The sequence below is a fragment of the Bradyrhizobium stylosanthis genome (assembly GCF_001641335.1).
GTDB lineage: Bacteria > Pseudomonadota > Alphaproteobacteria > Rhizobiales > Xanthobacteraceae > Bradyrhizobium > Bradyrhizobium stylosanthis.
Genome location: NZ_LVEM01000001.1, coordinates 2053000 through 2076389 on the forward strand (window position 1 = coordinate 2053000; position 23390 = coordinate 2076389).

Genomic DNA, 23390 nt, shown 5'->3' on the forward strand with positions numbered 1-23390 from the left:
GATGGAGCCGGCATCACATCCTGCGAAGCCGGCCGCGGCTCCCGGCATCCGCCTGCTGCCGTTGTTCCTGCGCAACTTCGTGCGCAATCGCGAGACCGGCCTCGTGCTGGTCGCCATTGTCGTCGGACTGCTCAGCGGCGTTCTCGTGGCCGCGATCTCGAGCCTGAGCCAGATCTCTCACGCGCTGTTGTTCGATATTCCTTTTGACGCACATCTCAGCGCCACAGGCGTGATCTCCTGGCAGCGCACGCTGCTGATCCCGACGCTCGGCGGCTTGGTGCTTGCGCTGATCGGGCTTTACTTCGCAAGGCGCGTAAAGGGACAGCAGCTCGCCGACGCGATCGAGGCCAATGCGCTCTATGGCGGCCGGGTGTCCTTTCGCGGCAGCCTGCTGATCTCGATCCAGACGCTGCTGTCCAACGGGTTCGGCGGATCGGTCGGTCTGGAGGCCGGCTATACCCAGATCTGCTCGATGTTCGGCTCCCATGTCGGCCAGCGCCTGGCTGCCCGTCGCAACGACATGCGGCTGCTGGTGGCCTGCGGCGCCGCGGGGGCGATCAGCGCCGCATTTTCCGCACCGCTCGCGGGCGCCTTCTACGCCTTCGAGGTCGTGCTCGGCGCCTATACCTCCGCCGGTCTCGTGCCGGTCATCGCCAGCGCCGTCACCGCATGGCTCGTCGCTCGGCAATTGACGCACCAGTCCTTCCTGATGGTGCCCGGCTTCCCCTCGCCGGTCTCCGTCGAGATGATCGGGCAGACCGTGCTGATCGGCATCATCTGCGCTTTCGTCAGCATCCTCGTGATGCTCGCCGTCGCATTCTCCGAGCGCTGCTTTCAGCGCATCACGGTGTTCAAGGGCTTCCTGCGCCCAATTCTCGGCGGCCTCCTCCTCGGCGGCCTCGCCTTGCTGACGCCCACTGTGCTCGGCGCCGGTCACGGCGCGATGCAGATCCTGCTGGTCAGCAATCCGACCTGGCTTCTGCTCACGACCACGATCGTGTTCAAGATCCTGGCCTCCGCCATCTCGCTCGGCTCCGGGTTTCGCGGCGGTCTGTTCTTCGCGTCGCTGTTGCTGGGCGCGCTGATCGGGCAGCTCTACAGCATCGTGCTGACGGGCCCTCTTCCCACGCTGGCGCTTCAACCCGGCACGGCCGCCATCGCGGCGCTCGCCGCACTTGGGACGGGCGTCCTTGGCGCGCCGTTCAGCATGGTATGTCTTGCGCTCGAGATCACCGGCGATTTCTCCGTCACCGTTGGAGCGGTGGTCGCGTCGTCGGTCTGCGCGCTGATCGTGCGCGAGCTGTTCGGCTACAGCTTCGCCACATGGCGCTTCCATCTGCGCGGCGAGGTGATCCGCGGCCCGCAAGACATCGGCTGGGTCCGGCAGATGAGCGCGGCTTCGCTGATGCGCACCGACTTCGAGAACGCGCTGACGACGATGCCGATCGGCGAGGCGCAAAAGCTGTTCTCGCCGGCACAGGTTCGCCAGATCGTGCTCCGCGATCCCAGCGGCATCTATGCGGGCATCGTGCCCGCCGCGACGCTGCATTCCGTCGCCAACCAGGACGACGAGCAGCTCGGGTCACTGGCCCAGCAACAGGATGAGTGCCTGCTCCCGACCACGCCGGTGCGCGAGATCCTGAAGGCCTTTGAACGCAGCGAGGCCGATGTGCTCGCGGTCGTCGATCGCACCGATCATCGCGCGACGATCGGCACCTTAAGCGAAGCCCACGTCCTGCGCACCTACGGGGAGGAGCTCGAGCGCCGGAACCAGGAACTGTTCTCGCGTTGAGAGGGCTAGGGCCGCAGATCCATGTCGATCCGCACGAAGTCGCCGCGATAGGTGACTTCGCCGAGATAGATCACGGTGCGGTCCGCGGTCGTGAAGATGCGGCGGACTTCTGCTACCGGCGAATTCAGCGGCACGCGCAGCAGCCGCGCGGCTTCGATGTCCGCGGCACCTATCGTCAGGGTCTGGCGCGCGCTGGCGATGGCGGGATCCCTGAGATCGTTCAGGATCGGAATCACGGTCTCGTTGCGAAAACGCTTCGGTGACCTGCGGAAGATCTTCTCGTCGAGATAGATGGAAATGACGCAATACGGCTGCTTCTCCCGCGAATGCAGCCGACGCATGAAGACATATTTTTCGGCCGGCTTGCCGTCGCCGGGAAGCAGCGGCGCATTGGTGCGGCTTTCCGAGATATTGATGATCTCGGGCGAAGTGTCGCGGTACATGTCGGCGAGATCGGACAGCGTCGTCTCGACCTTGAGCCAGCGATCCTGCCGCACGGTCCCCGTGACGAAGGTGCCGCGGCCCTGTTGCGCCTCAATCACACCGTCGCGGGCGAGCAGCTCCACGGCCTGCCTGATCGTGACGCGCGACACGCCGAACTCGGCCGCCAGCTCCTCGTTGGCGGGCAGGCGAAAGCCTTGGGTCCAGACGCCGCGCGCGATGCGCTGCCGGAAGATGTCGGCGATCTGCGCGTATTTGGGGACGTGACTATCGGAACTCAATTCCATCTCGCCCTCCGGAATTCAGGCCGCGCGATCAAGCCATAACCTGCGCGGCACCGCGTTCGCCGATCATCAGGCTGGTCGCGTTGGTGTTGGCCGACGTGATCTGCGGCATCACCGAGGCGTCGATCACCCGCAGCCGCTCGACGCCGCGCACGCGCAGCTGCGAATCGAGCACGGCCTGCGCGTCGCCGCCCATGCGACACGTCCCGACGCAGTGAAACACCGTGCCCCCGGTATTGCGTGCAAAATCCCACAGCCCGGCATCATCTCTTGCCGCCTCGCCCGGCACCATCTCGATGTCCCAGAGCGGGCGAAACGCCCTCTGCTGATAAATCTCGCGCAGAATCTTCAGACCCGCAACAATGGTCTTGCGGTCGATCTCCTCGGCAAAATAATTCGGCTCGATACGCGGCTGCTCGAACGGATCGGTGGAGCTGATCGCAAGCCGGCCGCGCGACTTTGCGTGGCACTGCCAGACCGAGGCGGTGAAGCCGGAATAGCTGTGCAGGGGCTCTCCGGGCTTGTCGACCGAGAGCGGCATCACGTTGAACTGCACGTCCGGCCGTCCGCCGACCGCGTATTCCGTGCAGGCTGCGCCGCCCACCTGCCCTGCGCCGACCGTCAGCGGGCCGCTGCCCGCCAGCATCCACTGCAGGCCCATCTTCGCAAGCTCGACGGGATTGCGGACCTGGTCGTTGAGCGAGATCCGCTCCTTGAGGCGGACGATCAGCCGGGCCTGATAATGGTCCTGGAGATTGGCGCCGACCTCCGGAGACTCGGCAATAATGGGAATGCCGAGCTTGCGCAGCAGATCGGCTGGACCAACGCCGGAGAGCTGGAGGATCTGCGGCGACTGCAGCGCGCCGCCGGACAGGATGATCTCACGATCAGCCGTCGCGCTGTGGACCTGCCCCTTGCTGATCCACTCGACGCCGGTCGCGACGCGACCTTTGAAAACGACCCTGCTGACCTGCGCATGGGTGATGATGGTGAGATTGGGACGGCCGGCGACGGGGTGCAGAAACGCAGAGGCCGAACTGGTCCGCCAGTGCCGCCCGATGCCGAGCTGGTAGGTGCCGACGCCCAGCGTCGTGGCGCCGTTGAAGTCGGGATTGCGCGGCAGGCCGAACTCTACACCCGCCTCGACCCAGGCCTTCGATGCCGGATTGTCGTTGCGAAGGTCCGAGACTTCGAACTCCCCGAGTCCACCGTGAAACTGGCTCTCGCCGCCGCGATAGCGCTCGTAGCGGCGGAAGTACGGCAGGAGTTCACGATAGCTCCAGCCATCGGCGCCGAGGCGTTGCCAATCGTCAAAATCCTCGTGCTGGCCCCGGATGAAGATCAGACCGTTGATCGAGGACGAGCCGCCGAGCACGCGGCCCCGCGGCCAGACGATGGCACGACCGCCGCTTCCCTCCGAGCGCTCGGTCCTGAACAGGCGCGAGAATCGCTCGTTGTAGATGGTCCGGTAGTAGCCGACCGGAAGCTTCAGCCAGAAATTCCGATCCGATCCGCCGGCCTCCAGCAACAGCACGCGGCAGGACGGATCGGCCGACAGCCGGTTGGCAACGACGCAGCCGGCCGAGCCCGCGCCGACGATGATGTAGTCGTAGCCGCGTGCTGGCATCAGATCGTCCGGTATTGTTCGATGGCGGCAAGATCGGGCGTGATGCCGAGACCTGCCTCGTCGCCGAGCGTGATCATGCCGTCGTGGACATCGAGCACGGGACCGCAGAAGCGGTCGCGCAGCGGGTTTTCATTGCAGTCGACTTCGAGCAGCCCGTCGCCGCCGACGCCGGCGAGAAGATGCGCGGATGCCAGGAGGCCGATGCCGGCGCCGAGATAGTGCGGGCAGAACATCTTTCCCGACGCAAGGATATCGCGCGCGATGCCAGCGCAGGCCGACAGCCCGCCCCATTTGGCGATGTCTGGCTGGACGACACCGAGCACCGGCTCACGCAGCACCTCGGCAAAGCCGGCATGGCTCGCGATGTTCTCGCCGGCCGCGAGCGGAAAGCGGATGGCCTCGCGCAATTGCGCCCATTCCCGCCGGGGACGATCGGCGCGGATCGGCTCCTCGAGCCAGGCGAGACCGAAGTGCTCCAGTTGCGGCGCGAGCTCCAATGCCTGCGCAATCGTCCAGCCCTGATTGACGTCGGCGGCCAGCAGACCTTCGCCCACAAGACGGCGCAGCGCGGCGAGATTGGCGCGGTCGGTTGCCGGATCGAAGCCGATCTTCAGCTTCAACGCGCGGTAACCGCGGCCGAGCGCAGCTTCAGCCGTCCGCTCGGAGCCGACCGGGTTGATGCCGCTGGCGTAGACCTTGATCGTGCGCACCGCCCCGCCGAGCAGCTTCCACAGCGCAACGTTCTGACGGCGCGCGTGCAGATCCCAGACGGCGAGATCGATGCCGGCGATCGCCTGCGCAAACGGGCCGGCCTCGCCGGATTGCAGCGCAAGCACCGAGGTTCCCTGCGTCAGATGCTCGAACGCGGCGGACGGCTCCGAGGCGGTGAATCCGACCAGAGCCGGCGCAAGCACCTCGTTGACGAGCCGAACACGATGTTCGGCTCCAGGTGCTGGAAAATTGCACCACACTTCACCCCAGCCGACATTGCCGTCGCCGTCCTCGACGCGGACGAAGACGGCAGGCCGATCCTTCATCCGCCCGAAGGACGTGATGACGGGCGCGGTCAGCGGGTAGCGATAGCCAAAGGCCTGGACGCTTCGGATGGTGAAAGACTGCGATGTCATGCGGGAAAGCCTGCGACGCCTACGACCAAAGGCGCCACTTGTATGGTCATCCTATTTATAATATGACCTCTGAAAACATCAACCGCAATCTGGGTGGACGCGTCGAATGAACGGAGCTGGCCTGAGACGCCTTGGTCTCGGATTGATACCGTGGATCGGTGCAATCCTGCTCTGGTACGCCGTGCGCTGGAGCGGCTTCGTCAACGTCTCGCTGATCCCCGCGCCGCACCAGGTCGCCGCCAAATTCTTCGAGCTTCTCACCAAGGAAGGCCTGCTGATCGACATCTTCGCCTCGACCCGGCGCGTCTTTCTCGGCGTCGCGCTCGGCATCCTGGTGGCCGTGCCGGTTGGATTTCTGCTCGGGTGGTATCGCCCCGCCCGCACCTTCGCCGACCCCATGATCAACTTCTTTCGCGCGCTGCCGCCGATCGCACTGATCCCGCTGGTGATCGTCTATTTCGGTGTCGACGAGCTCGCAAAGCTCGTCATCCTGTTCTACGCCTCGTTCTTCTCCGGCGTGATCGTGATGTATGAGGGCGTCTCCCAGATCACGCCGCTCTACATCCGCGTGGCGCAGACGCTCGGCGCCAACCAGACCGAGATCTTTCGCAAGGTCATCATTCCCCTCACCGTCCCGCACATTCTCACGGCGCTGCGCGTGGCGCTGGGCGTCGCCTGGGCGACGCTGGTCGCATCCGAGCTGATCGCGGCGCAGCGCGGGCTCGGCGCCATGATCCAGAATGCCTCGACCTACTTCCTGCTCGACGTCATCTATGTCGGCATCATCTGCATCGGCCTGATCGCGCTGATCATGGATTTGATCCTGCGCAAAATCACCGCGCGGCTGTTGGTTTGGCAGGATCGGGCCATCGCATGAAAAAGCGCGCTCAGTTCGACAAGGTGTCGCTGTCCTTCGAGACGCCGAAGGGTCGTCTCAACGTCGTCGAGGACGTCAGCTACGACATCAACGACGGCGACTTCATCGCGGTGATCGGGCCGTCCGGCTGCGGCAAGACCACGATGATGAGCATGCTCGCCGGCTTCCAGAAGCCGACGACCGGCAAGGTCCTGTTCGACGGCCGTCCCGTCGCCGGCCCCGGCCCCGAGCGCGGCGTCATCTTCCAGGAATATGGCGTCTTCCCCTGGCTGACGGTGAAGCAGAACATCGCCTTCGGCCTGACGCTCAACGCCAACCACGTCCCGACCGCCGAGCGCGACGCGATCTGCGATCACTATCTCGGCCTGATGGGCCTGTCCGACTTCGCCAATTCCTATCCGAAGCATCTGTCCGGCGGCATGCGACAACGCCTCGCGATCGCGCGTGCCTATGCGGTGAAGCCCCAGTTTCTCCTGATGGACGAGCCGTTCGGGGCGCTCGACGCCCAGACCCGCTCCAACATGCAGAACCTGCTGCTCAAGGTGCTGGAGACCGAAGGCAAGACCGTCATGCTGATCACCCATTCCGTCGAGGAGGCGATCTACCTCGCCTCCCGCATCGTGGTAGTGACGGCGCGGCCGGCGCGGATCAAGGAGATCATCGACGTTCCCTTCGCTTACCCGCGCGACGAGTCGATCCAGGAGCGGCCAGAATTCGCGGAGCTGCGCAGCTATATCAGGCAGCTGGTGATGGACGAATATCGCGCCCAGCAAGCGCAGATGCGTCCGGTCTCATTCTCGGAATAACAAGCAAACGGAGGACACATCATGGATCGGCGGCAATTTCTGACCACGACGGCAGGCCTGGCGCTCAGCACCTTCACGGCCTCGGCACCGGCGATCGCGCAAGCGAAAACGAAGGTCCGCGTCGGCTATCTTCACACCGTCGCCGTCGACGGCCAGATCTGGACCGGCATGGACCGCGGCTCCTTCGAAAAGCAGGGCCTCGATCTCGAACTGCGGCAGTTCAACACCGGCCTCGAAATCTTCCAGGCGCTGATCGGTGGCAGCCTTGATGTGCTGGCAACTGGTGCGGTCCTCTCGAATTTCCCGGCGCGCGGCCAAGGCAAGGTATTTCTCATCAACGACATCGAGGTGGCGACGGCCCAGCTCTGGGTCCGCGGCGATCAGGGCATCAAGTCGTTCGCGGATCTGAAGGGCAAGCGCATCGCGACCGCGACCGGCACGACGGCGCACGTGTTTCTCGATACCGCGCTCCGGGCCAACAAGGTCGATCCAAAGGAGGTCGAGCTCGTCAACCAGACCATGCCGGCGGCCGTGACCGCCTTCATCTCCGGCGCAGTGCCGGCCGTAGCGCTCTGGGTGCCTTTCAACGTCACGGTCCGCGACAAGGTCCCCGGCGCGACCATGCTCGCGGATGCGTCAGCCTATTATCCAAAGGCGGCCATCATTGGCGGCTGGGCTGCGGCGAACGACTATTATGAACCCAACAAGGAAACCCTGGCCAAGCTGATTCGCGGCTGGGCTGATGCCAACGACTATATCGTCGCGAACAGCAACGAGGCGATGGAGAAGCTGCAAAAGGGGCATTACAGCCAGACGCCACTGTCCGACATCAACGAGTCCTTCAAAGCTCAGAAAATGTTCACATCCAAGGACTGGAAGCGGATGTACTCGGACGGGACCGTCACCAACTGGCTGCAGCAGTCGACAGACTTCTTCATGGCTAATGCGGGCATCAAGGACTTCACGCCGGCGAGCAAATACTTCGATCCGGGCCTGTATTTGAAGACGATCGCTTAGATACCAAAGCACTGAGGGACTGGGTGTTCGCGCCGGACGCTTCATCCGTGCGGCGCGCTCCGACGTACCAAGCATGTATTGAGCACCGAAGCGAACACCCGTCCCTTCCGAACGCTCAACTGCGCTGCTGCACTTCCCTGTTCAGAGCGGCATGGATCGTCGCTCCAAACAGGCTAAGCTGGTCTCAAGGTCCTTTGGTCGCAGTCTCTTGGAGGCGAGAGACATTCCTACGCCTGCGCCAAGCTACGCGATAGCTGCCTGCAGCACTACTCCCACTCTATTATTTCGGACAACGTATCGTCGTTGATTTGCTGGCAGAATTCTTCAAGTCTGACGGACAAATTCCGACGGTATGCCCGCCGAAATTTTGCGGTCGTGAACTCACAGAAAGATTTGAGCCGTTTACGCTCTCGCCGATTTCACCACCTATCGGCGTCAATCCACTGATCAGCGCTGCCGGCATGGTCAAGACCGCCCTGGTTCGACGTATGCTCAAATTCCGTCCGAGATCATGAGGGCGCTGGTCCGTCGCCAGGCATTCTGCTGCCCCCCGTTAGCCTCCCAAGAGGCACTACCGAAATTGCCGTTCATCCCTTATATCACTGCGCCAGTGCGTTTGACGGCTGGCGGATGGATGCTATTGAAGACGGCAGATGGGCAAGGCCGAATGAGCAAGACAGACACGCGCGCGCTGGAGCGGCAGGCCAAGGAGGTGGCTGCCCTGATGCGCATGCTCGCGAGCGAGCAGCGGCTGCTGATCGTCTGCAAGCTGGTCGAATATGGTGAGGCCAGCGCCGGCACTCTCGCCGAGGAGGTCGGCCTCTCCGCCTCGGCGCTGTCGCAGCACCTGGCCAAGCTGAAAGCGGAGCGCGTGGTCGCCGCCCGGCGCGATGGTCAGGTCATTTGGTACCGCATCGCCGACCGGCGGGTCGAAGAGCTGTTCTCGACCCTGCACCGTCTGTTCTGCACTCCGCGCAAGCGCTGAAGCTAGCCGCGCGTCTGCTTCGCTTCGGCGGATTCAACCCACCAGAAGAACAATCCGGCGCCGAGCGCAAGCGCTGCGAACCACGCGACATCCGGAATGTTCGTGACGTCCGGAAGGCGAACCTTGCCCAACGCCCACACGTTGAGGACATGGGCCTTCAGCCAGTCGAAGCTCAGCGCGTAGAGGATGGCGCCGGCGACCATGCCGAGTGCGCCAACCAAGGCATGGACGCTGCCGGTGGCGATGGCGCCGAGCGCCGTTCCCGGACAATAGCCGTAGACGACCATACCGACACCGAACAACGCGGCGCCGAGCGCGACCGCGAGCATGTTGGCATCCTTGACGTAGTACTTGGTGTTGCCGGTATCGACGAGCAGCAGCACACCGAGCCCACCGACCACGATCGCAGTGCCCATCACCTTGAGCACGGTGAAGTCGCGCAGGCGGAACTGGTTCTCGATCACGTCGCAGTTCGTCACCTTGCCGCGCTGGAGCAGAAAGCCGAAGGCTGCGCCCATCAGCAGCGGCCCGAGGATCGTCATCATCGCAGTCATCTCCGTTGCTCCCTTCATCGCTTGCGGAACATGAGCGCGGAGATGCCGAGCCCAGTGGTGAACATCACCGCGAGGAACAGCCAGCTCGACACCGCGAGCTGCAATCCACCGGAGATGCCGTGGCCGCTGGTGCAGCCGCCGGCGAGCCGTGCGCCATACATGATGACGGTGCCGCCGAGGAATGCGCCGACGAACCGCTTGGCGATCGACGGCCCGAACCGCTCCTTCCAGACCTCAGGCACGAGCTCGAGCCGCCACGTGCCCGACATCACCGCCGCGATGAACGCACCGGCGGGAATGCCGACGAGAAACCAGACGCCGTAGTCCCATTTGAGCGGCATGCTCTTCCAGTAGGAATTCTCCGCTACCGCCTCGGGCCCGATCACCGGCACCGCGAACAGCGAGGCGATGCGCGAGAACGCGGTGGTGACGCCGAGCGGGTCGCCGAATACCGCAAAGGCGATCCAGCTCAACAGCCCGATCCCGGCGCCGACGAGATAAGGTGACCAGTCGATCCGCGCGGTGCGCGGCGCTTCGCGAACATCGCTTTCCGTGATGGTGGTCATGTGCGTTTCCCTGGATCAGCGTCGCTACCGGCCCGCATCGGAGAAAATCATATTCAAGAATTATAATTTAGTAATATCTAAATTATCAGGTGCCCGGCGAACCCACCGCTTGCTGCGGGTGCGGCATGCCGGCGCGGTCGACGACCAGATCGGTGAGCCCCGCCCCGAGCCACATGCCGCCGAGCACCAGCCAGGCGGTGAGCGCGAATACCGAAGCTCCGGTCACACCGGCGCCGACCGCGCAGCCGCCGGCTAGCATCGCGCCGAACCCCATCAGCACCGCGCCCAGCAGGTAGCGGCGCATACCGAGCCCGTCGGAAAACCCCTCGAGCTTCAACTCATGCGCGGTGGCCGCGGCGACGAACGAGCCGATGAACACGCCGGGGATGATGCCGAGGTCGAATCCGAGACGAAGCTGCAAGCTGTTAAGCACGAGCATCAGCAGTTCGGCCGACGGCCCGCTGAAGGTCAGGCTCTTCAACGTCACGGGTGCGAAGGAGGCCTGCGAGAGCTGATAGGTCAAGAGCCAGCCCGCAACCACTGCCAAGCCCGCGGCCAGCGCGGACAAGATCAGCCGGCGCGGCAAATGGCTGCGAAAGGCGAAGGCGAGCCCCGCGATCAGCCATAGTCCGCCGAAGGCGAGCTTCTCGGGCGTGCCACCGCCGAACACCGCCATGATGTCGCGCGACGGCCCGCCGTCGACCAGCCACAGGTTCGTCACCCATTCGCGCGCGGGCGACAGCAAACCGCGATAGGAGGCCTGCGCAGTGACCGCAAACACCAGGCCCGACAGCAGCGCCCTCAGATTGCCGTTGGCCGAGAGCACGAGCAGCCGGCTGGCGCAGCCGCGCGCCAGGATCATGCCGCAGCCGAACATCACGCCGCCGACGAGCGCGCCGGAGATGCTGCCCTGCTGCGCGAGCTGGCGCGCCTCGGAGACGTCGAGCAAGCCGAGGGCGACAAAGGCCTGCGTGCCCACCAACGCGGCGGCGAAGGTCAATAGCCAGACTGCGAGGCGCGGGCCGCCCTCGCCGCGGGAGAATTCAACCGCTGCGGCGCGCAGGCAAAAGCGGCTGCGCTGGGCGAAGAATCCGAAGAGGCCACCGACCAGGAGGCCGCCCAGCCATGACAGCCGGTCTTCCCCCAGGAGATCGATGAGTGTCGTCAGCACGGCCGTCTCGGTGTTCCCTAAAGCGCGATGAGGTCATCGCGCTTTCTGTTTGTCGTTTGAGCATGATCTTTTCGGAGAACCGCTGCGCACTTTTCCGGATCATGCTTGAGATCTGCCGTCCTATCGCGCCGCGAGGCGCCGCCCCATGAGCCAGATCAAGGTTCGCGTCGTGGTTCAGGGGCGCAGATAGGCATATCCCTGCTGTTGCAGCTCGGCGAGCCGCACCACGCCGCCCTTCTCGGCCACCACGAAGCCGGGCGTGAGGTCGTCGAGCTTGACGCCCTGCGCCTTCATGGTGTTGGCGCAGGCGTCGAAGCCGACGCCGGCATCGGCAAGCTTCTTCATCATCTCGATGGTGTGATCATCGGCGGCGAGCGCGTGGAAGGCGCGCAGCGCCGGCCCATGCACGACCAGCCGGATATCGGCCTTGCCGGGCCCGCCGACGCCATCAACATGATTCTGGAGGTTGCCGAGCACGAAGACGACACGATCGGCGTCGGCGAGGTGATAGACGACGCGCTGTCGCGTGGGCATTTCCGTCGCAGCATTCGCCTTACGCATGGCGAAGGCACCAAACAGTCCGGCAAGGCTCGCGCGAAGCATGGATCGGCGCTGCATGGTCCCTCCTAGCGGGTCTGCTTGATGAAATCGGCGATGCGGTCGGCTACGTCTTCCGCAAACAGGTCACGGAAGAAATGATCGGCGTCCTCGATCTTGTCGAGCTGCACTCTGCCGCCGCTCGAATCGGCGACCGGTGCGAAAGACGCTACCACATCGGGCACGACCGTATCCTTGGTTGCGGCGAGCACCAGCACCGGCAGCTTCATGCGCGCCACCAGCGCCGCAGTGTCCTGCGCGGCGTCGGCGGCATAGAAGGACGCAAAGGCGCGCGCGGTCACGACGGCGTTGCGACAATAGATGAAGCCCGGGGCATCCATCCATTCGCCGCCGCGTCCCGCCGCCACGGCTTTGGTCGCCTTCTCGAGCAGCGGCTCGAGCGGCTTGCCATAGGTCTGGGCGTAAGAGGCGCGCAAATCAGCCTCCGCTTTTGCGGTTACCGGCGCCAGCAGCACCGCGCCCGCGACCGGCGAAGCTTCGCCCGCCGCCAGATAGCGCGCCACCTGGTTGCCGCCGCGCGAATGGCCGAACGCAACAACGAGCCGGGACATGCCCTTCGCCTTCGCGACCCAGGCACCGATCTCGGCAACCGCGTCCCCGGCGACATAGTCGTGCCGCGTCGCGCAGTCGTACATGCCCTTGCGACGATCGAGCCCCAGCGACAGCGTGTGCGCGAGCGACGCGATGCCGCGCTGCTCGAGCGCCTTCGCGATACCCTGGATGACTTCCATGTCCTTGTGCGCGAGCGTACCGTGGGTCATCACGACGAGCGGCGTGTCCGGTCCCATCGTGGTAGGCGTGCGCAGCGTCGCGAGCGTCGTGCGGCCGTCGATCGACAGTTCGAGCTCCTGCTCGGCGGCGCCGACAGGCCGGGCGAGAAGCAGCAAGACCACCAGTCCCATCAACCATCGCATCGGCGGCTTCTCCTCAGGGACGGACAATCGTCCAGTTCTTTTCGGCAAGATCCATCAGCATGGCAACCCCGACCTGGGTGACGCTGACACCCTCGATCAGCGGCGGCCGCCTGCCCTCCTTCACGGCGAGCGTCTCAAGCGTATTGCCGCAGCCGATGAAGCTCACATTGGGCATCGATTTCAGGAAGTTCACCAGGCGCTCCCTCACCGGCGAGCGGTCATCGAGCAGCATGTCGAGGCCGCCATTGAAGGCGACCACCATGATCTCGACGTCCTCGCCCTGCCCGGAATAATGCCGCGAGACGTTAGCCGCAACATCGAGGACGGCGCGCATCTTGACGGGGTCGTCGTCGCTGATCTGCAGCGCAAGCCGGTGCGACTCCGCTGCCCGGGATGGGGAAGCGAAACCGGTCACGATGAAGGCGGCGAGCAGTCCGCAAAGCAATCCGCGGCGGCTCGCCCGTCCGTTCCTCACTCCACGCCCCGCGGCTTTCCGTCCTTGCCGTCCTCAGGCGTCACATCAATGACGGCAGCGCGCGCAGTGATCTTCACCGGCGCGATGCAATCCTTCATGCAGGGGTCCTTCTGCCAGAACGACTTCTCGGTGGTGGCACGATCGTCCATCACAAAGCCCTGCTCGTTCGGCATCTTGATCTTGGCGAGGTTCTTGTTGTTCAGCTCGAAATTCTGATCGGTAACGACATCGTTCAGGTAGAGAACGTAGGCGACCAGCGCATAATATTCGTCGACCGAGAACGACTCGGCATTGCCGTAAGGCATGGCGTGACGGACATAGTCGAACACCGTCGAGGCGTAGGGCCAGTATGAGCCCACCGTCTTGACCGGATTGTCCGAGGTCAGTGAGCCCTTGCCCCCGGCCAGCACCGGCCATCGGCCGTTGCCTTCGCCGAACTCGCCGTGACAGCTCGAGCAATTATCCATGAACAGCTTTTCGCCCTGGGCGACCGTGCCCTTGCCTTCCGGCAGGCCCTGGCCGTCGGGCCGGACGTCGATGTCCCAGCCGCGGATCTCGTCCGCTGTCGGCGCGCGGCCGATGTGGTAGCGCGATCCGGCTTTGACCTCGGTCTTCTGTTGCGCGAATGCCGGCACGCTGAGGGCGCAAGCGATCAGCGCGAGAGCAATGAACTTAGGCGACTTCGACATTCTCGACCTCACCATTGGCCTGCACATGCCAGGTCTGGATGCCATTGTTGTGATAGATGGAGTTGACGCCGCGGATCTTGCGCAGCTCGGCCTTGCTCGGTTGCACATAGCCGGTCTCGTCCTGCACGCGCGATTGCAGCAGCAGCGGCTCGCCGTTCCAATCGAATTCGTAGTAGAAGCGCGTCAGCGCCTTGTCGAGAACGGGACCATCGAGCCGCGCCGGCCACCAGTTGCGGCCGCCATCGAGCGACACGTCCACGCGCTTGACCTTGCCGTTGCCGCTCCAGGCGAGCCCCGAGACGATCGTAAAGCCCTTGCCGTGCTTGATCGGCGCCTGCGGGCTCGGGCTCGTGATGACAGACTTGGCGTCCATCGACCAGGTGAAGCGGCGCGCCTTGCCGTTCGGCATGAGGTCCGTGTATTTCGACGTCTCCTCGCGGGTGTGCCAGGGCTGATCACCGACCTTGATGCGGCGCAGCCACTTGACCCAGAGATTTCCCTGCCAGCCCGGCACCACGAGTCTCATCGGGTAGCCCTGCTCCGGATAGAGCGCCTCGCCATTCATCTTGTAGGCGATGATGCAGTCGTCGAGCGCCTTCTCGATCGGCAGGCTGCGATCCATCGCCGCCGCGTCGGCGCCTTCGACCAGGAGCCACTTGCCGTTGGTCTTGACGCCGGCTTCCTCCAGCAGCGTGCGCAGCGAGACGCCGGTGTACTGCACGCAATGGATCATACCATGGGTGAACTGGCAGCCATTGAGCTGCGCGCCGCGCCACTCCATGCCCGAATTCGCCGCGCATTCCATGAAGTGGATGCGGTTGACGCGCGGATAGCGCTTGAGCTCGTCCAACGTCAGGATCAGCGGCCGCTCGACCAGGCCATGGATCATCAGGCGATGATCGGCCGGATCGATCTCGGCGATGCCGCCGTGGTGCCGCTCGAAGCACAGACCGTTCGGCGTGATGATGCCTTCGAGCTCATGCAGCGGCGTGAAGCTCACGGAGGACTCGCGCGAGGCGGTCAACCATTCGACGTCGCGCCGGATGACATCCTTCTCGAACTTTGACGGCTTGCCGTAAGGGCGCACGGCGACACCCTCTCCGAGCGATTTGGTCCACTCCGGCACGTTTGGCGGTTGGTTCGCCGGATTGCCGCCGGCCAGGGCGGGCCTCGCGAGCACCGACGCCGCAACGCCGGCGCCAGCGGCCAGGAAACTGCGTCGGGATTGCCGGGGACTGTCCATCTTCGACATCGCTTCTTACGCTCCGGTGACTTTGACGGCTCTATTGGGTTCGAGGCGAACCGTCTTCTGTCGGGTCAGATAGTTCGAGACGACCTCCCAGATCGGCGGCCCCTCGGTTCCTTCGTTGACGCTGGCCCAGCCCGCGACCTGATATTCTCTGTTCGGGTCGATCGGCGCGCCGGTCTTGGCCATCTGCATGTCCGAGATGCGGCTACCCTGCGGCTTCGCGACATCGATCGCGTAGGACAGTCCGCCGATCCGCACCATGTCGCCGCCCTGCTGGTAATAAGGATCGACGTTGAAGAGATTGTCGGCGACGTCCTCGATGATCTCCTTCAACCGCGAACCCGTCATCCCCATGCGGTAGACGGCCGGATACGTGATCGCGGTCGCATTGGTGACGTCCTCGAAGGTGATGTCCTGCCCCGGCAACACGCTGGTGCCCCAGCGGAAGCCGGGCGAGAGTGCGATCTCGGCGTCGCGCTCCTGCATCAGCGCCTGGCAGATCAGATCGTCGAATGTTCCGTTGAAATTGCCGCGCCGGTAAAGCAGCGAGTCGGTCTTGCCGAGCACCTTGGCCAAGTCGGACGCAAATGGCTTGCGTACTTCCGCGATTTTCGCGGACATCTCGGCGTCCGCCGTGATCACATCGGAAAACAGCGGAATGAGCTTATAACGGTAGGCCTTGACCTCTCCGTCGCGGACATCGAGATCGAGCCGCGACACGAACTTGCCGGACGAACCGGATGCGATCAGCAGCGTCTTGCCGACCTTGACCGCCTCGGGCAGCGCGTCGTGCGTGTGCCCGGTCAGGATAACGTCAATACCCTTGACCCGGCTCGCAAGCTTGCGGTCGACGTCGAATCCGTTGTGCGAGAGCAGCACGACCAGCTGCGCGCCGTCCTTGCGCACCTTGTCGACCTGCGCCTGCACGTCCTCTTCGCGCACGCCGAACGACCAGTTCGGAATCATCCAGCGCGGATTGGCGACCGGCGTATAAGGGAAGGCCTGGCCGAGCACTGCGATCTTGACGCCGCCGCGCTCGATCATGCGCGAGGCATCGAAAGCCGCCTCGTTCCATTCGGTGTCGCGGATGTTAAGGCCGAGGAACGGGAAGCCGAGGCCTTCGATCGCCTGCTTGACGCGCTCGGTGCCGTAGGTGAACTCCCAATGGCCGGTCATGGCGTCGGGCTTGAGCAGCGCCATGCAGTCGATCATGTCCTGGCCGCGCGTCTTCAGCGACGACCATGACCCCTGCCAGGTGTCGCCGCCGTCGAGCAGCGCGACCTTGTCGCCGCGCTCGGCGCGGATCGCCTTGATCACGGTCGCGGCGCGATCAAGACCGCCGATCCGGCCGTAGCTCTTGGCGAGCGCTTCGAAATCCTCCGACGTCAGCGCGTAGGCCGCCGACGAGCCGGGTGCGATGCCGAAGCGGGCGAGAAACTCCTTGCCGGTGATGTGCGGCGGCAGCCCCTTCGCCTCGCCCACGCCGAGATTGGTGGAGGGCTCACGGAAGTAAAGCGGCATGAGCTGGCCGTGCATGTCGGTCACGTGAACCAGCGTGACGTTGCCGAGCGGTTCGAACGCCAGCAATTCCTTCTCGGTCAGGCGCTGCTGGGCCACCGCCCGCGTCAGGCCGGAGCCAACACCGGTCGAGAGTGCCGCCGTTGCCGCAGCCACCTGGATGAATTCGCGGCGCGAGATCATGCGCAATGCTCCTGCATGCTCGTCGTTTCAGTTACGGACCGACGGCGTCTCGACGGGCAAGCCGATGCCGCGCCAGGCGACGTAGAGTTCGAGAGCCAGGAACTCGTCCGAGAGCGGCTTGAACGGCTCGGCGCGCACGTCGAACATGCAGCCTTCGAAGCGCTCATGAAGCGGCACAACACGCTGATCGCGCAGCCGATAGGTCGGAAAGCCGTTGGTTTGACCCTGGCTCAGAAAATCGGCGCGCATGAACTTGCCGTTGTTGCGCTCGTGGCAGGAGGCGCAGGCGAGATCGAGCTGGCCGTATCGGGTGTAGTAGGTCTGCTTGCCACGCTCGAACCACGGCGACATCGGGCCGTCGGTCTTCACCGCTACTGGCATGCCGTGCGACTGGTATTTCACGAAGGTCGTCATGTCGGTCAATTCCCTGGATTTGAATTTCCAGGGCTCCGCCTTCATGTGCTCGACACGACAGATATTGATGCGTTGCTCGAGATTGACCGGCTTCTTGAGCTTGTCGTCCCATTTCGGCATGGTGGCGCCGACGCCCTTCATGCTCGTCTCGGGCTGACCGTGGCAGCTCATGCACGACTTGCCTTCGCTGCCCTCGGCCTTCTTCCAGGCGTCGGCGGCACGCTCCACCGCGAGGAAGCCGGGATTTTCCAGGTCGTCGTCCTGCAAGGCGCGCGTCTCCTTGCTGCGGAACTGGTAGCCGGAAATAATGGTGTTGAAGACGTGGCCGGGCGGCGCCGGGATGCCCTTGCGCTCGGCGTCCTGTGCAAGGGCGGCCGTTGCAACCGACGCGGCGAGCGCAATTGCCGCGGCTAACCCAACATATCGTGGCGCCATCCGAGCCTCCCTCAATGCGCGATGCGCATCACGCCTTGAGCGCAATCTTCTCTTCGGCGGTGATCACCGTGCCGTCGTCGTCCGTCCAGGCGAATTTGAACGTTCCCGCCTCGTCGATCTTGGCGTCGAACTGGATGTAGGGATTGGCGGAGATCGCCGGTTCAAGCGCGCAAGCGAATACCGGTTTGCCGTTGAACTCGCAGGCGAACTTGTTGATGATCTTGCGCGGAATGGTCTTGCCCTGCGCGTCCTTGCGCTGGCCGGATTCCATGACATGCGAGACCAGGGTCTTGATCTGGATGATTTCGCCCTTGGCGGCTTCCTTCGGAAGCTTGATGCGCGGTTTGTCTGCCATCGTCTATCTCCTGCCGTTAGCCGCCGCAGCCGCCGATTGTGACCTTCACTGTCTTCTGTTCCGAGAACAGCGACCTGTCGCTCATCTTCGCGATCGCGACCACGTTCTGCGTGGCGGCGAGCCGGATGCGGATCGAGGCTTCCGCCTTGCCCGACAGCGGCGTGAACGACAGCGTCGCGACGCCCGCATTCGGGTTGCCGTCGGCAAGGATCATGACTTCCTTGACATGAGAGTCTACGGTCATCGGGCTCTCGATGTTGATCGACAGCGGCACGGTGTTGCCGTTCTCCGCGATCTCCGGCAGGTCGAGCGAGATCTTGCCCTTGGCAGGTTTCTTGCCGCCGGTGAACTTCTCGATCCACGTTGCGGCATCGTTCGTCACTTCGGCATCGGCCGCCATGGGCAACACGGTCAGCATGACGAAGCCGCCCCCGAGCGCAAAGGCCTGCCGTCGATTGATGGCTTTCATTCCTGGTCCTCCCCGCCGTCAGTTCAGCGTCTTGAGAAAAGCGATGACGTCCTCGACCTGCGCGGCCGTCAGGATCGACTTGCCGACAAATTCCGGGCGCACCCGGCTCAAACCATCGTTCTTGAAGAACGCGGGCATGACCGTGTCGGTGAAGACGCGCTTGGGGTCGGCGACGATGAGGCGCAACTGCGCCTCGGTGTAACGGCCGGCGACGCCGTCAAGCGACGGACCGAACTCGCCGTGGAATTCCTCGGATTTCAGACTGGTGACTTGATGGCAGGCCAGGCAATTGCCGAGCGTGCGCGTGAGGAACACTTTCTTTCCGGCCTCGGCATTGCCGGGCGTGGCGGTCAACGACTTCGGCAGCGAGTCATTGACGACGTCGAGCTTGATCGGCTCCGCGGCCGGCAATTTCGCCGGCTCCTGGGCGCGAACGCCTCCGGCCGACAGACACAGTGCAAACGCAGCTACGAGCGAGCGCCGCATGTTTCCTACCCTCATGACGGGTGACGCCCCGTCTTTGATCGCGACGGACTTACAATCCATCAAATTCAGTTATTATGATATGTTCATATAAGAGGCGCCGTCAAGCGAAATTCGCGGAAACGCTCTCAGCTAACCGTTTGCGGCGAGGAAATCCCGGAACGAGCCGCGCTCATAGGCCCGCTCCCGCACGAAACGAAACATCGAAAGGAAGTGCGGCGGCTTGAGATAGCCGGGCGCCCGCGCCACTTCCCGCGCCATCGCTTCTTTCGTTTCGATGCCGTCGGATGACGGCGGAAAGAACTGAAACGTCGGGGTGAACCTGATCCCGTATTTCTGGGCGAGGTCCTTCTCGGTCAATTCCTGGCGGTCGAAATCCGTAACCTTGCGGGAGCCGATCAGATTGAGCTGCAACACCTCGAAATTGTCGCGGATATACTTGGTGATGTCGGCATCGGCAAAGTTCACCAGATGCGTCTCTCGGCAATAGGGACAGCCGCGCAGCTCCCACATGATGGCGAGGCGCTTGCCGCCGGCGGCCGCGCTGTCGAGATCCTCGCGCAGATCGAGAAAGCTCTGCAAGAACCAGGGCTCATGATAGATCCCGTCTTCACCAAGCGCGGGCTCGGCAGCCGCCGCGCCGCGGCCCGCGGCAAGGGCAGCCCCCGACGCCAGGGCGAGAAAGCCGCGCCGCGTCTGTGTGCGAGGCGACATCAGGGATTTGTGCTTCGGAGGATCTTGCGCATCGGTCATTTTCATTATGATATTCAAATACACGAATGTGACAAGGATTTCCGATCTTGCGCTGCATCATCGCCCTGCTGGCATGGCTGGCTTCGACCGTGCTCATTCTCGGCGCCGAGGCCGGCAAATCTGCTGACTTTGCATCGGCAATGGCGCCGATCATGGCCAATCTGCGCACCGCCGCGAGCTATGCACGCACTGGAAACATCGCGCTGGCCCAGATGGAAACCGACGAGGCGGTGGCCGCGTGGAAGCGACTTGCGCCAACCGCGTCCGGCTCCCTGCCCGTTTATGCCGCGGCCGCGCTGGCGGAATTTCTCGATCGCGGCGGCGAGCGGCTCACCACAGCAACGCGCGCACTGGATGGCGGAGACAATGTCGCCGCCGGCCGCGAGCTGCTCGCACTTCGCCAGTCCTTTCATGAGCTGAGGCGTCGTGCGGGCCTCTACGATCTCGGCGACTGCGTCTTCGAGGTCGCGCCGTCAATGGAGAAGCTGCGCATCGCGGCCACGCGGTATGGTGGGCAGACCGCGCCGGCGAACGCCGAGGACACCGTTGCCGCCGCAGGCGCATTTCGCGACCGTCTGCAGCGCTGTAACGATTGGGCAAGCCCCGAGATCGCGGAGAAGAGCGAATTCCGTCGCCTGATCGATGGCGCGATCGCCAGCAGCGGCGCAATCGCGCATGCGGCGATGGCCGGCGACGGGCCGCTGGTGCATCGCTACCTGATCGAGCTGCAGTCCTATGCCCAGCTGCTCGATTTCCGCTACGGCTAGCCGATACTGGTCAGCCCGGGGAATCGCTCCAGCAACCATTCCGAGACCACCGGCATCAGGCCGGTGAGAAACATCAGACCGGTCGCGACCAGAAAGGCGCCCATAGTCTTCTCGACCAGGCCGAGATGCCGGCGCACGCGGCCGAGCAGCGCGATAAATCTGCCGGTAAAGGCGGCCGCGATCAGGAACGGAATGCCGGTTCCGATCGAATAAGCGAACAGCAGCAGCGCGCCGCGTCCAGTGGTGTCCTCCGATCCTGCCATCAGCAGGACGGCGGCGAGGATGGGGCCGGCGCAGGGCGTCCAGCCGAACGCAAATGCCAGGCCCATGACGAAGGCCCCAGCCACGCCGGCCGGCCGATGGTCGACCTGTACGGTCGCGCTGCGATAGAGCAGCGGAATCCGCAGCACGCCGAGGAAGTGCAGGCCCATGACGATGATCAGGCCGCCGGCGACCATGCCGAGCGTCGACAGATGTGCCGAGATGAAGCGTCCCGCGATCGACGCGGTCGAGCCGAGCGCGACGAAAACCAGCGAGAAACCGGTCACGAAAGCCAGGGCGGAGACAAGGACGCGCGGCCGCAGATCCGGCCTGTCGCCGGACAGATCCGTGACGGAGACGCCGGCCATGTAGCAGAGGAAGGGCGGCACGAGGGGCAGGATGCAGGGCGACAGAAACGACAACAGGCCAGCGACGAAAGCCGCGCCAAGCGTGACGTCCAAGGTCATTGCGCCTCATCCCTATTACATATACGAATTTAATGATATAAACCGTCGAGGAAGTCCAGAGGACCGTTACCGGAATGAACCGAATCATCACCCTGCTCGCGCTGACTATGGCGTTCGCGCTGCCGGCCGCGAGATCGCGCGCTGCGGAGCTCGTCATGTTCGAGCGACCCGGCTGCGTCTGGTGCGCGCGCTTCGACGCCGAGATCGCGCCGATCTACGCCAAAACCGAGGAAAGCCGGGCCGCGCCGCTGCGCCGGGTCGACCTGAACGGCCCCCTGCCGGCCGATCTCGCCGGAATCGATCCCGGCGTCTTCACGCCGACCTTCGTCGTGGTAAAAGACGGCCGTGAGATCGGACGCATTCGCGGCTATCCGGGGGATGCCTTCTTCTTCGGCCTCTTGGACCGGATCCTGTCCAGCACAGGATCCGAACCGGCCAGGTTGTGACCGCTCTTACGGATTTTGCTCAGAGGACTTTGACGCAATGCCGTTGCCAAAGCTGAAGGAGATCGAGGGCTCCGCCGAACTCGAGCAGATGATCGAGAAGGCGCGCGAGGCGAGCGACATGCTCAAGGCGCTGTCGCACGAGTCCCGCTTGCTGCTGCTCTGCATCCTCGCCGAGGGCGAGAAATCCGTGACCGAGCTCGAACAGTTCCTCGGCGAGCGGCAGTCGACCGTCTCGCAGCAACTCGCGCGGCTGAGACTTGATCGGCTGGTCACGACCCGCCGTGACGGCAAGACAATCTACTACAGCCTCGCCAACGAGGATGTCCGCAAGATTCTGACGGCCATCTACGACGTGTTCTGCGAGCCGGTCCGCCGGCGGCGCCGGTAGTTTTCCGCGCTGGATTTTCGCACCCCTCCGGCGCAGACTGCCCCAAGAGACAGAACAAGCATCTTGCGGGAGGAATGCTGAGCCCTTCGACCATAGCGTTCGCATGCGGGCTTGCCGCCGGCGCCGTGCTCGGCGTTGCCGGCCGTGCCGGTCGATTCTGCACATTGGCGATGCTCGAAGACGCGTTCTTCGGCGCGGATTTGCGCCGGCTGAAATCTTTTGCACTGGCTGCGGCCGTAGCGCTGCTGGCGACCCAGACGCTCGTTGCATTTGGCATCGTCGATCTGTCGCGGTCGATCTACCTGACATCGTCGATCGGGCTTGGCGGAGCGATTATCGGCGGGCTGATGTTCGGCATCGGCATGGCGCTGGTCGGCACCTGTGGCTTCGGCACGCTGGTGCGTGTCGGCGGCGGTGACCTGCGCGCCATCGTGGTCTTTCTCGTGCTCGGCCTGTCGGCACTTGCCACCATGCGCGGCATAACCGGCATGCTCCGCGTGGCCCTGATCGAGCCATTGTCTCTGCAGCTTCCCGAGGGAAACACGCAGACGCTGACGTCCCTGCTTGGCGCAGGTGGCACGGCGCGTGCGATCCTCGTCGTGGCCATCGCCGCCGCGCTTGCCTTCTGGGCGCTCGCAGACGGCAAGCTGATCCGCTCGCCGCGACTGCTCGCTTCCGGCCTTGCCGTCGGCGCTGCAATCGCGTTCGGGTGGTTCGCAACGGGGTGGCTTGCGGACGACGAGTTCGATCCGGTGCGGGTCTCCTCGCTGACCTTCGTGGCGCCTCTCGGCGATACCATCCTCTATATCGCCACCTTCTCCGGGGCGCGGCTGAACTTCGGCATCGGCTCGGTCGCCGGCGTCATCGCGGGCTCGTTTGCCGCGGCGATGCTCGCGCGCGGCTTCCGCTGGGAGGCCTGCGACGATGCCCGCGAATTGAAGCGTCACATGATCGGGGCGCTGTTGATGGGCATTGGCGGCATCATGTCGATGGGCTGCACTATCGGTCAAGGCCTCAGCGCGTTCTCGACGCTTGCGATCTCGGCTCCGATGACAATGCTCGCGATCGCCTGCGGGGCGCGGCTCGGGCTGGAGTTCACGATGACCGGAGAGTGGCTGCCCGCGGTGCGCAGGCTGTTCGGCGCCTCGACTTGACGGACCGGCACTTCGTTTTGGCAGGCGCACTCAATTGCACCGCGGCTCCCACTCCGTATCTCGCGACCGTAGCTCCTCGCTCGAGCTTGAGGCTGGATAGGCGAA

At 64.2% G+C, this 23390-nt stretch carries 27 protein-coding genes; 9 read left to right on the plus strand and 18 right to left on the minus strand.

What is annotated here, in order from left to right; all coding sequences use genetic code 11:
• The first annotated feature begins 1 nt into the window (after position 1).
• A complete protein-coding gene (locus A7X65_RS10010) occupies positions 2–1792 on the plus strand; it encodes a chloride channel protein (RefSeq protein ID WP_063684291.1) in 1791 nt (596 codons plus the stop codon).
• A 5-nt stretch (positions 1793–1797) separates the two neighbouring features.
• On the opposite strand, the gene A7X65_RS10015 is transcribed toward A7X65_RS10010, so the two are convergent.
• Genes A7X65_RS10015 through A7X65_RS10025 form a run of 3 tightly spaced genes read right to left on the minus strand, consistent with a single transcriptional unit; the run spans position 1798 to position 5271 of the window.
• Complete coding sequence (locus A7X65_RS10015) at positions 1798–2520, minus strand: GntR family transcriptional regulator (RefSeq protein WP_063684293.1); 723 nt, start codon at positions 2518–2520, stop codon at positions 1798–1800.
• Between the two features lie 28 nt (positions 2521–2548).
• Positions 2549–4144, minus strand: coding sequence for a GMC family oxidoreductase (locus A7X65_RS10020; RefSeq protein ID WP_063684295.1), 1596 nt, complete (start codon positions 4142–4144; stop codon positions 2549–2551).
• Positions 4144–5271 carry a mandelate racemase/muconate lactonizing enzyme family protein gene (locus tag A7X65_RS10025; protein ID WP_063684296.1) on the minus strand — a complete coding sequence of 376 codons (1128 nt, stop codon included), beginning with the start codon at positions 5269–5271 and terminating at the stop codon, positions 4144–4146. The genes A7X65_RS10020 and A7X65_RS10025 overlap by 1 nt, the downstream gene beginning before the upstream one ends.
• 106 nt (positions 5272–5377) lie before the next feature.
• Here A7X65_RS10025 and A7X65_RS10030 point away from each other — a divergent pair, with 106 nt between their 5' ends.
• The 4 genes from A7X65_RS10030 to A7X65_RS10045 all read left to right on the plus strand — a co-directional run bounded on the left by A7X65_RS10030 (position 5378) and on the right by A7X65_RS10045 (position 8956).
• Complete coding sequence (locus tag A7X65_RS10030; protein ID WP_063684298.1) at positions 5378–6148, plus strand: ABC transporter permease; 771 nt, start codon at positions 5378–5380, stop codon at positions 6146–6148.
• Positions 6145–6954, plus strand: a complete 810-nt coding sequence (locus A7X65_RS10035; RefSeq protein WP_063684299.1) for an ABC transporter ATP-binding protein — start codon at positions 6145–6147, stop codon at positions 6952–6954. Before A7X65_RS10030 ends, A7X65_RS10035 begins: the two co-directional genes overlap by 4 nt.
• Positions 6955–6975: 21 nt before the next feature.
• Positions 6976–7971: an ABC transporter substrate-binding protein gene (locus A7X65_RS10040; RefSeq protein ID WP_063684301.1), complete on the plus strand. Its 996-nt coding sequence runs from the start codon at positions 6976–6978 to the stop codon at positions 7969–7971.
• Positions 7972–8638: 667 nt separating this feature from the next.
• Complete coding sequence (locus A7X65_RS10045) at positions 8639–8956, plus strand: ArsR/SmtB family transcription factor (RefSeq protein WP_063684302.1); 318 nt, start codon at positions 8639–8641, stop codon at positions 8954–8956.
• A 2-nt stretch (positions 8957–8958) separates the two neighbouring features.
• On the opposite strand, the gene A7X65_RS10050 is transcribed toward A7X65_RS10045, so the two are convergent.
• The 14 genes from A7X65_RS10050 to A7X65_RS10115 all read right to left on the minus strand — a co-directional run bounded on the left by A7X65_RS10050 (position 8959) and on the right by A7X65_RS10115 (position 19763).
• Positions 8959–9510, minus strand: coding sequence for a YeeE/YedE thiosulfate transporter family protein (locus A7X65_RS10050; RefSeq protein WP_063684904.1), 552 nt, complete (start codon positions 9508–9510; stop codon positions 8959–8961).
• A 14-nt stretch (positions 9511–9524) separates the two neighbouring features.
• A complete protein-coding gene (locus tag A7X65_RS10055; protein ID WP_063684304.1) occupies positions 9525–10076 on the minus strand; it encodes a YeeE/YedE thiosulfate transporter family protein in 552 nt (183 codons plus the stop codon).
• Between the two features lie 85 nt (positions 10077–10161).
• Positions 10162–11247, minus strand: coding sequence for a YeeE/YedE family protein (locus tag A7X65_RS10060; protein ID WP_063684306.1), 1086 nt, complete (start codon positions 11245–11247; stop codon positions 10162–10164).
• Positions 11248–11421: 174 nt separating this feature from the next.
• Positions 11422–11865 (minus strand): DsrE family protein, encoded by a 444-nt coding sequence (locus A7X65_RS10065; protein ID WP_063684308.1) that lies wholly within the window; start codon positions 11863–11865, stop codon positions 11422–11424.
• Positions 11866–11873: 8 nt separating this feature from the next.
• A complete protein-coding gene (locus A7X65_RS10070; protein ID WP_063684905.1) occupies positions 11874–12779 on the minus strand; it encodes an alpha/beta hydrolase in 906 nt (301 codons plus the stop codon).
• A 13-nt stretch (positions 12780–12792) separates the two neighbouring features.
• Positions 12793–13224, minus strand: coding sequence for a DsrE family protein (locus tag A7X65_RS10075; protein WP_063684310.1), 432 nt, complete (start codon positions 13222–13224; stop codon positions 12793–12795).
• A 26-nt stretch (positions 13225–13250) separates the two neighbouring features.
• The gene (locus A7X65_RS10080; protein ID WP_082884877.1) at positions 13251–13988 is read right to left on the minus strand and encodes a c-type cytochrome; all 738 of its coding nucleotides are present in this window, start codon (positions 13986–13988) and stop codon (positions 13251–13253) included.
• Positions 13927–15195: a sulfite dehydrogenase gene (gene soxC / locus A7X65_RS10085; protein ID WP_063684313.1), complete on the minus strand. Its 1269-nt coding sequence runs from the start codon at positions 15193–15195 to the stop codon at positions 13927–13929. The genes A7X65_RS10080 and soxC overlap by 62 nt, the downstream gene beginning before the upstream one ends.
• 6 nt (positions 15196–15201) lie before the next feature.
• Positions 15202–16893, minus strand: coding sequence for a thiosulfohydrolase SoxB (soxB, locus tag A7X65_RS10090; RefSeq protein WP_063684315.1), 1692 nt, complete (start codon positions 16891–16893; stop codon positions 15202–15204).
• A gap of 27 nt (positions 16894–16920) precedes the next feature.
• A complete protein-coding gene (gene soxA, locus A7X65_RS10095; RefSeq protein WP_063684317.1) occupies positions 16921–17742 on the minus strand; it encodes a sulfur oxidation c-type cytochrome SoxA in 822 nt (273 codons plus the stop codon).
• A gap of 28 nt (positions 17743–17770) precedes the next feature.
• The gene (gene soxZ / locus A7X65_RS10100) at positions 17771–18097 is read right to left on the minus strand and encodes a thiosulfate oxidation carrier complex protein SoxZ (RefSeq protein ID WP_063684319.1); all 327 of its coding nucleotides are present in this window, start codon (positions 18095–18097) and stop codon (positions 17771–17773) included.
• A 16-nt stretch (positions 18098–18113) separates the two neighbouring features.
• On the minus strand, positions 18114–18566 hold the full coding sequence (soxY, locus tag A7X65_RS10105) for a thiosulfate oxidation carrier protein SoxY (RefSeq protein WP_063684320.1): 453 nt from the start codon (positions 18564–18566) through the stop codon (positions 18114–18116).
• An 18-nt stretch (positions 18567–18584) separates the two neighbouring features.
• A complete protein-coding gene (gene soxX, locus A7X65_RS10110) occupies positions 18585–19052 on the minus strand; it encodes a sulfur oxidation c-type cytochrome SoxX (RefSeq protein WP_063684322.1) in 468 nt (155 codons plus the stop codon).
• 129 nt (positions 19053–19181) lie between these two features.
• Positions 19182–19763, minus strand: coding sequence for a SoxW family protein (locus A7X65_RS10115; protein ID WP_245323371.1), 582 nt, complete (start codon positions 19761–19763; stop codon positions 19182–19184).
• An 86-nt stretch (positions 19764–19849) separates the two neighbouring features.
• Here A7X65_RS10115 and A7X65_RS10120 point away from each other — a divergent pair, with 86 nt between their 5' ends.
• Positions 19850–20569, plus strand: a complete 720-nt coding sequence (locus tag A7X65_RS10120) for a hypothetical protein (RefSeq protein ID WP_063684323.1) — start codon at positions 19850–19852, stop codon at positions 20567–20569.
• Here the strand turns inward: A7X65_RS10120 and A7X65_RS10125 are convergent.
• Entirely contained in the window at positions 20566–21297 is a 732-nt protein-coding gene (locus A7X65_RS10125; RefSeq protein WP_063684325.1) for a cytochrome c biogenesis CcdA family protein, read from the minus strand. The two genes, A7X65_RS10120 and A7X65_RS10125, sit on opposite strands and share 4 nt — an antisense overlap.
• A gap of 74 nt (positions 21298–21371) precedes the next feature.
• Here A7X65_RS10125 and A7X65_RS10130 point away from each other — a divergent pair, with 74 nt between their 5' ends.
• From A7X65_RS10130 to A7X65_RS10140, 3 genes are all read left to right on the plus strand, one after another.
• Complete coding sequence (locus A7X65_RS10130; RefSeq protein ID WP_063684326.1) at positions 21372–21743, plus strand: thioredoxin domain-containing protein; 372 nt, start codon at positions 21372–21374, stop codon at positions 21741–21743.
• Between the two features lie 37 nt (positions 21744–21780).
• Positions 21781–22131, plus strand: coding sequence for an ArsR/SmtB family transcription factor (locus A7X65_RS10135; protein WP_063684328.1), 351 nt, complete (start codon positions 21781–21783; stop codon positions 22129–22131).
• A gap of 74 nt (positions 22132–22205) precedes the next feature.
• Positions 22206–23285 carry a YeeE/YedE family protein gene (locus A7X65_RS10140; RefSeq protein WP_063684330.1) on the plus strand — a complete coding sequence of 360 codons (1080 nt, stop codon included), beginning with the start codon at positions 22206–22208 and terminating at the stop codon, positions 23283–23285.
• The last annotated feature ends 105 nt before the right edge of the window (positions 23286–23390 follow it).

Bases quoted from the DNA above. Each gene is read 5' to 3' on its own strand.
- A7X65_RS10115 (WP_245323371.1), bottom strand. From the start codon at position 19,763: ATGTCGCCTCGCACACAGACGCGGCGCGGCTTTCTCGCCCTGGCGTCG.
- soxX (WP_063684322.1), bottom strand. From the start codon at position 19,052: ATGCGGCGCTCGCTCGTAGCTGCGTTTGCACTGTGTCTGTCGGCCGGA.
- soxZ (WP_063684319.1), bottom strand. From the start codon at position 18,097: ATGGCAGACAAACCGCGCATCAAGCTTCCGAAGGAAGCCGCCAAGGGC.
- A7X65_RS10015 (WP_063684293.1), bottom strand. From the start codon at position 2,520: ATGGAATTGAGTTCCGATAGTCACGTCCCCAAATACGCGCAGATCGCC.
- A7X65_RS10055 (WP_063684304.1), bottom strand. From the start codon at position 10,076: ATGACCACCATCACGGAAAGCGATGTTCGCGAAGCGCCGCGCACCGCG.
- A7X65_RS10025 (WP_063684296.1), bottom strand. From the start codon at position 5,271: ATGACATCGCAGTCTTTCACCATCCGAAGCGTCCAGGCCTTTGGCTAT.
- A7X65_RS10130 (WP_063684326.1), top strand. From the start codon at position 21,372: ATGAACCGAATCATCACCCTGCTCGCGCTGACTATGGCGTTCGCGCTG.
- A7X65_RS10040 (WP_063684301.1), top strand. From the start codon at position 6,976: ATGGATCGGCGGCAATTTCTGACCACGACGGCAGGCCTGGCGCTCAGC.
- A7X65_RS10125 (WP_063684325.1), bottom strand. From the start codon at position 21,297: ATGACCTTGGACGTCACGCTTGGCGCGGCTTTCGTCGCTGGCCTGTTG.
- soxB (WP_063684315.1), bottom strand. From the start codon at position 16,893: ATGATCTCGCGCCGCGAATTCATCCAGGTGGCTGCGGCAACGGCGGCA.
- A7X65_RS10135 (WP_063684328.1), top strand. From the start codon at position 21,781: ATGCCGTTGCCAAAGCTGAAGGAGATCGAGGGCTCCGCCGAACTCGAG.
- A7X65_RS10050 (WP_063684904.1), bottom strand. From the start codon at position 9,510: ATGACTGCGATGATGACGATCCTCGGGCCGCTGCTGATGGGCGCAGCC.
- A7X65_RS10035 (WP_063684299.1), top strand. From the start codon at position 6,145: ATGAAAAAGCGCGCTCAGTTCGACAAGGTGTCGCTGTCCTTCGAGACG.
- A7X65_RS10020 (WP_063684295.1), bottom strand. From the start codon at position 4,144: ATGCCAGCACGCGGCTACGACTACATCATCGTCGGCGCGGGCTCGGCC.
- A7X65_RS10140 (WP_063684330.1), top strand. From the start codon at position 22,206: ATGCTGAGCCCTTCGACCATAGCGTTCGCATGCGGGCTTGCCGCCGGC.
- A7X65_RS10080 (WP_082884877.1), bottom strand. From the start codon at position 13,988: ATGGCATCCAGACCTGGCATGTGCAGGCCAATGGTGAGGTCGAGAATG.
- soxA (WP_063684317.1), bottom strand. From the start codon at position 17,742: ATGGCGCCACGATATGTTGGGTTAGCCGCGGCAATTGCGCTCGCCGCG.
- A7X65_RS10045 (WP_063684302.1), top strand. From the start codon at position 8,639: ATGAGCAAGACAGACACGCGCGCGCTGGAGCGGCAGGCCAAGGAGGTG.
- A7X65_RS10010 (WP_063684291.1), top strand. From the start codon at position 2: ATGGAGCCGGCATCACATCCTGCGAAGCCGGCCGCGGCTCCCGGCATC.
- A7X65_RS10030 (WP_063684298.1), top strand. From the start codon at position 5,378: ATGAACGGAGCTGGCCTGAGACGCCTTGGTCTCGGATTGATACCGTGG.
- soxY (WP_063684320.1), bottom strand. From the start codon at position 18,566: ATGAAAGCCATCAATCGACGGCAGGCCTTTGCGCTCGGGGGCGGCTTC.
- soxC (WP_063684313.1), bottom strand. From the start codon at position 15,195: ATGTCGAAGATGGACAGTCCCCGGCAATCCCGACGCAGTTTCCTGGCC.
- A7X65_RS10070 (WP_063684905.1), bottom strand. From the start codon at position 12,779: ATGCGATGGTTGATGGGACTGGTGGTCTTGCTGCTTCTCGCCCGGCCT.
- A7X65_RS10065 (WP_063684308.1), bottom strand. From the start codon at position 11,865: ATGCAGCGCCGATCCATGCTTCGCGCGAGCCTTGCCGGACTGTTTGGT.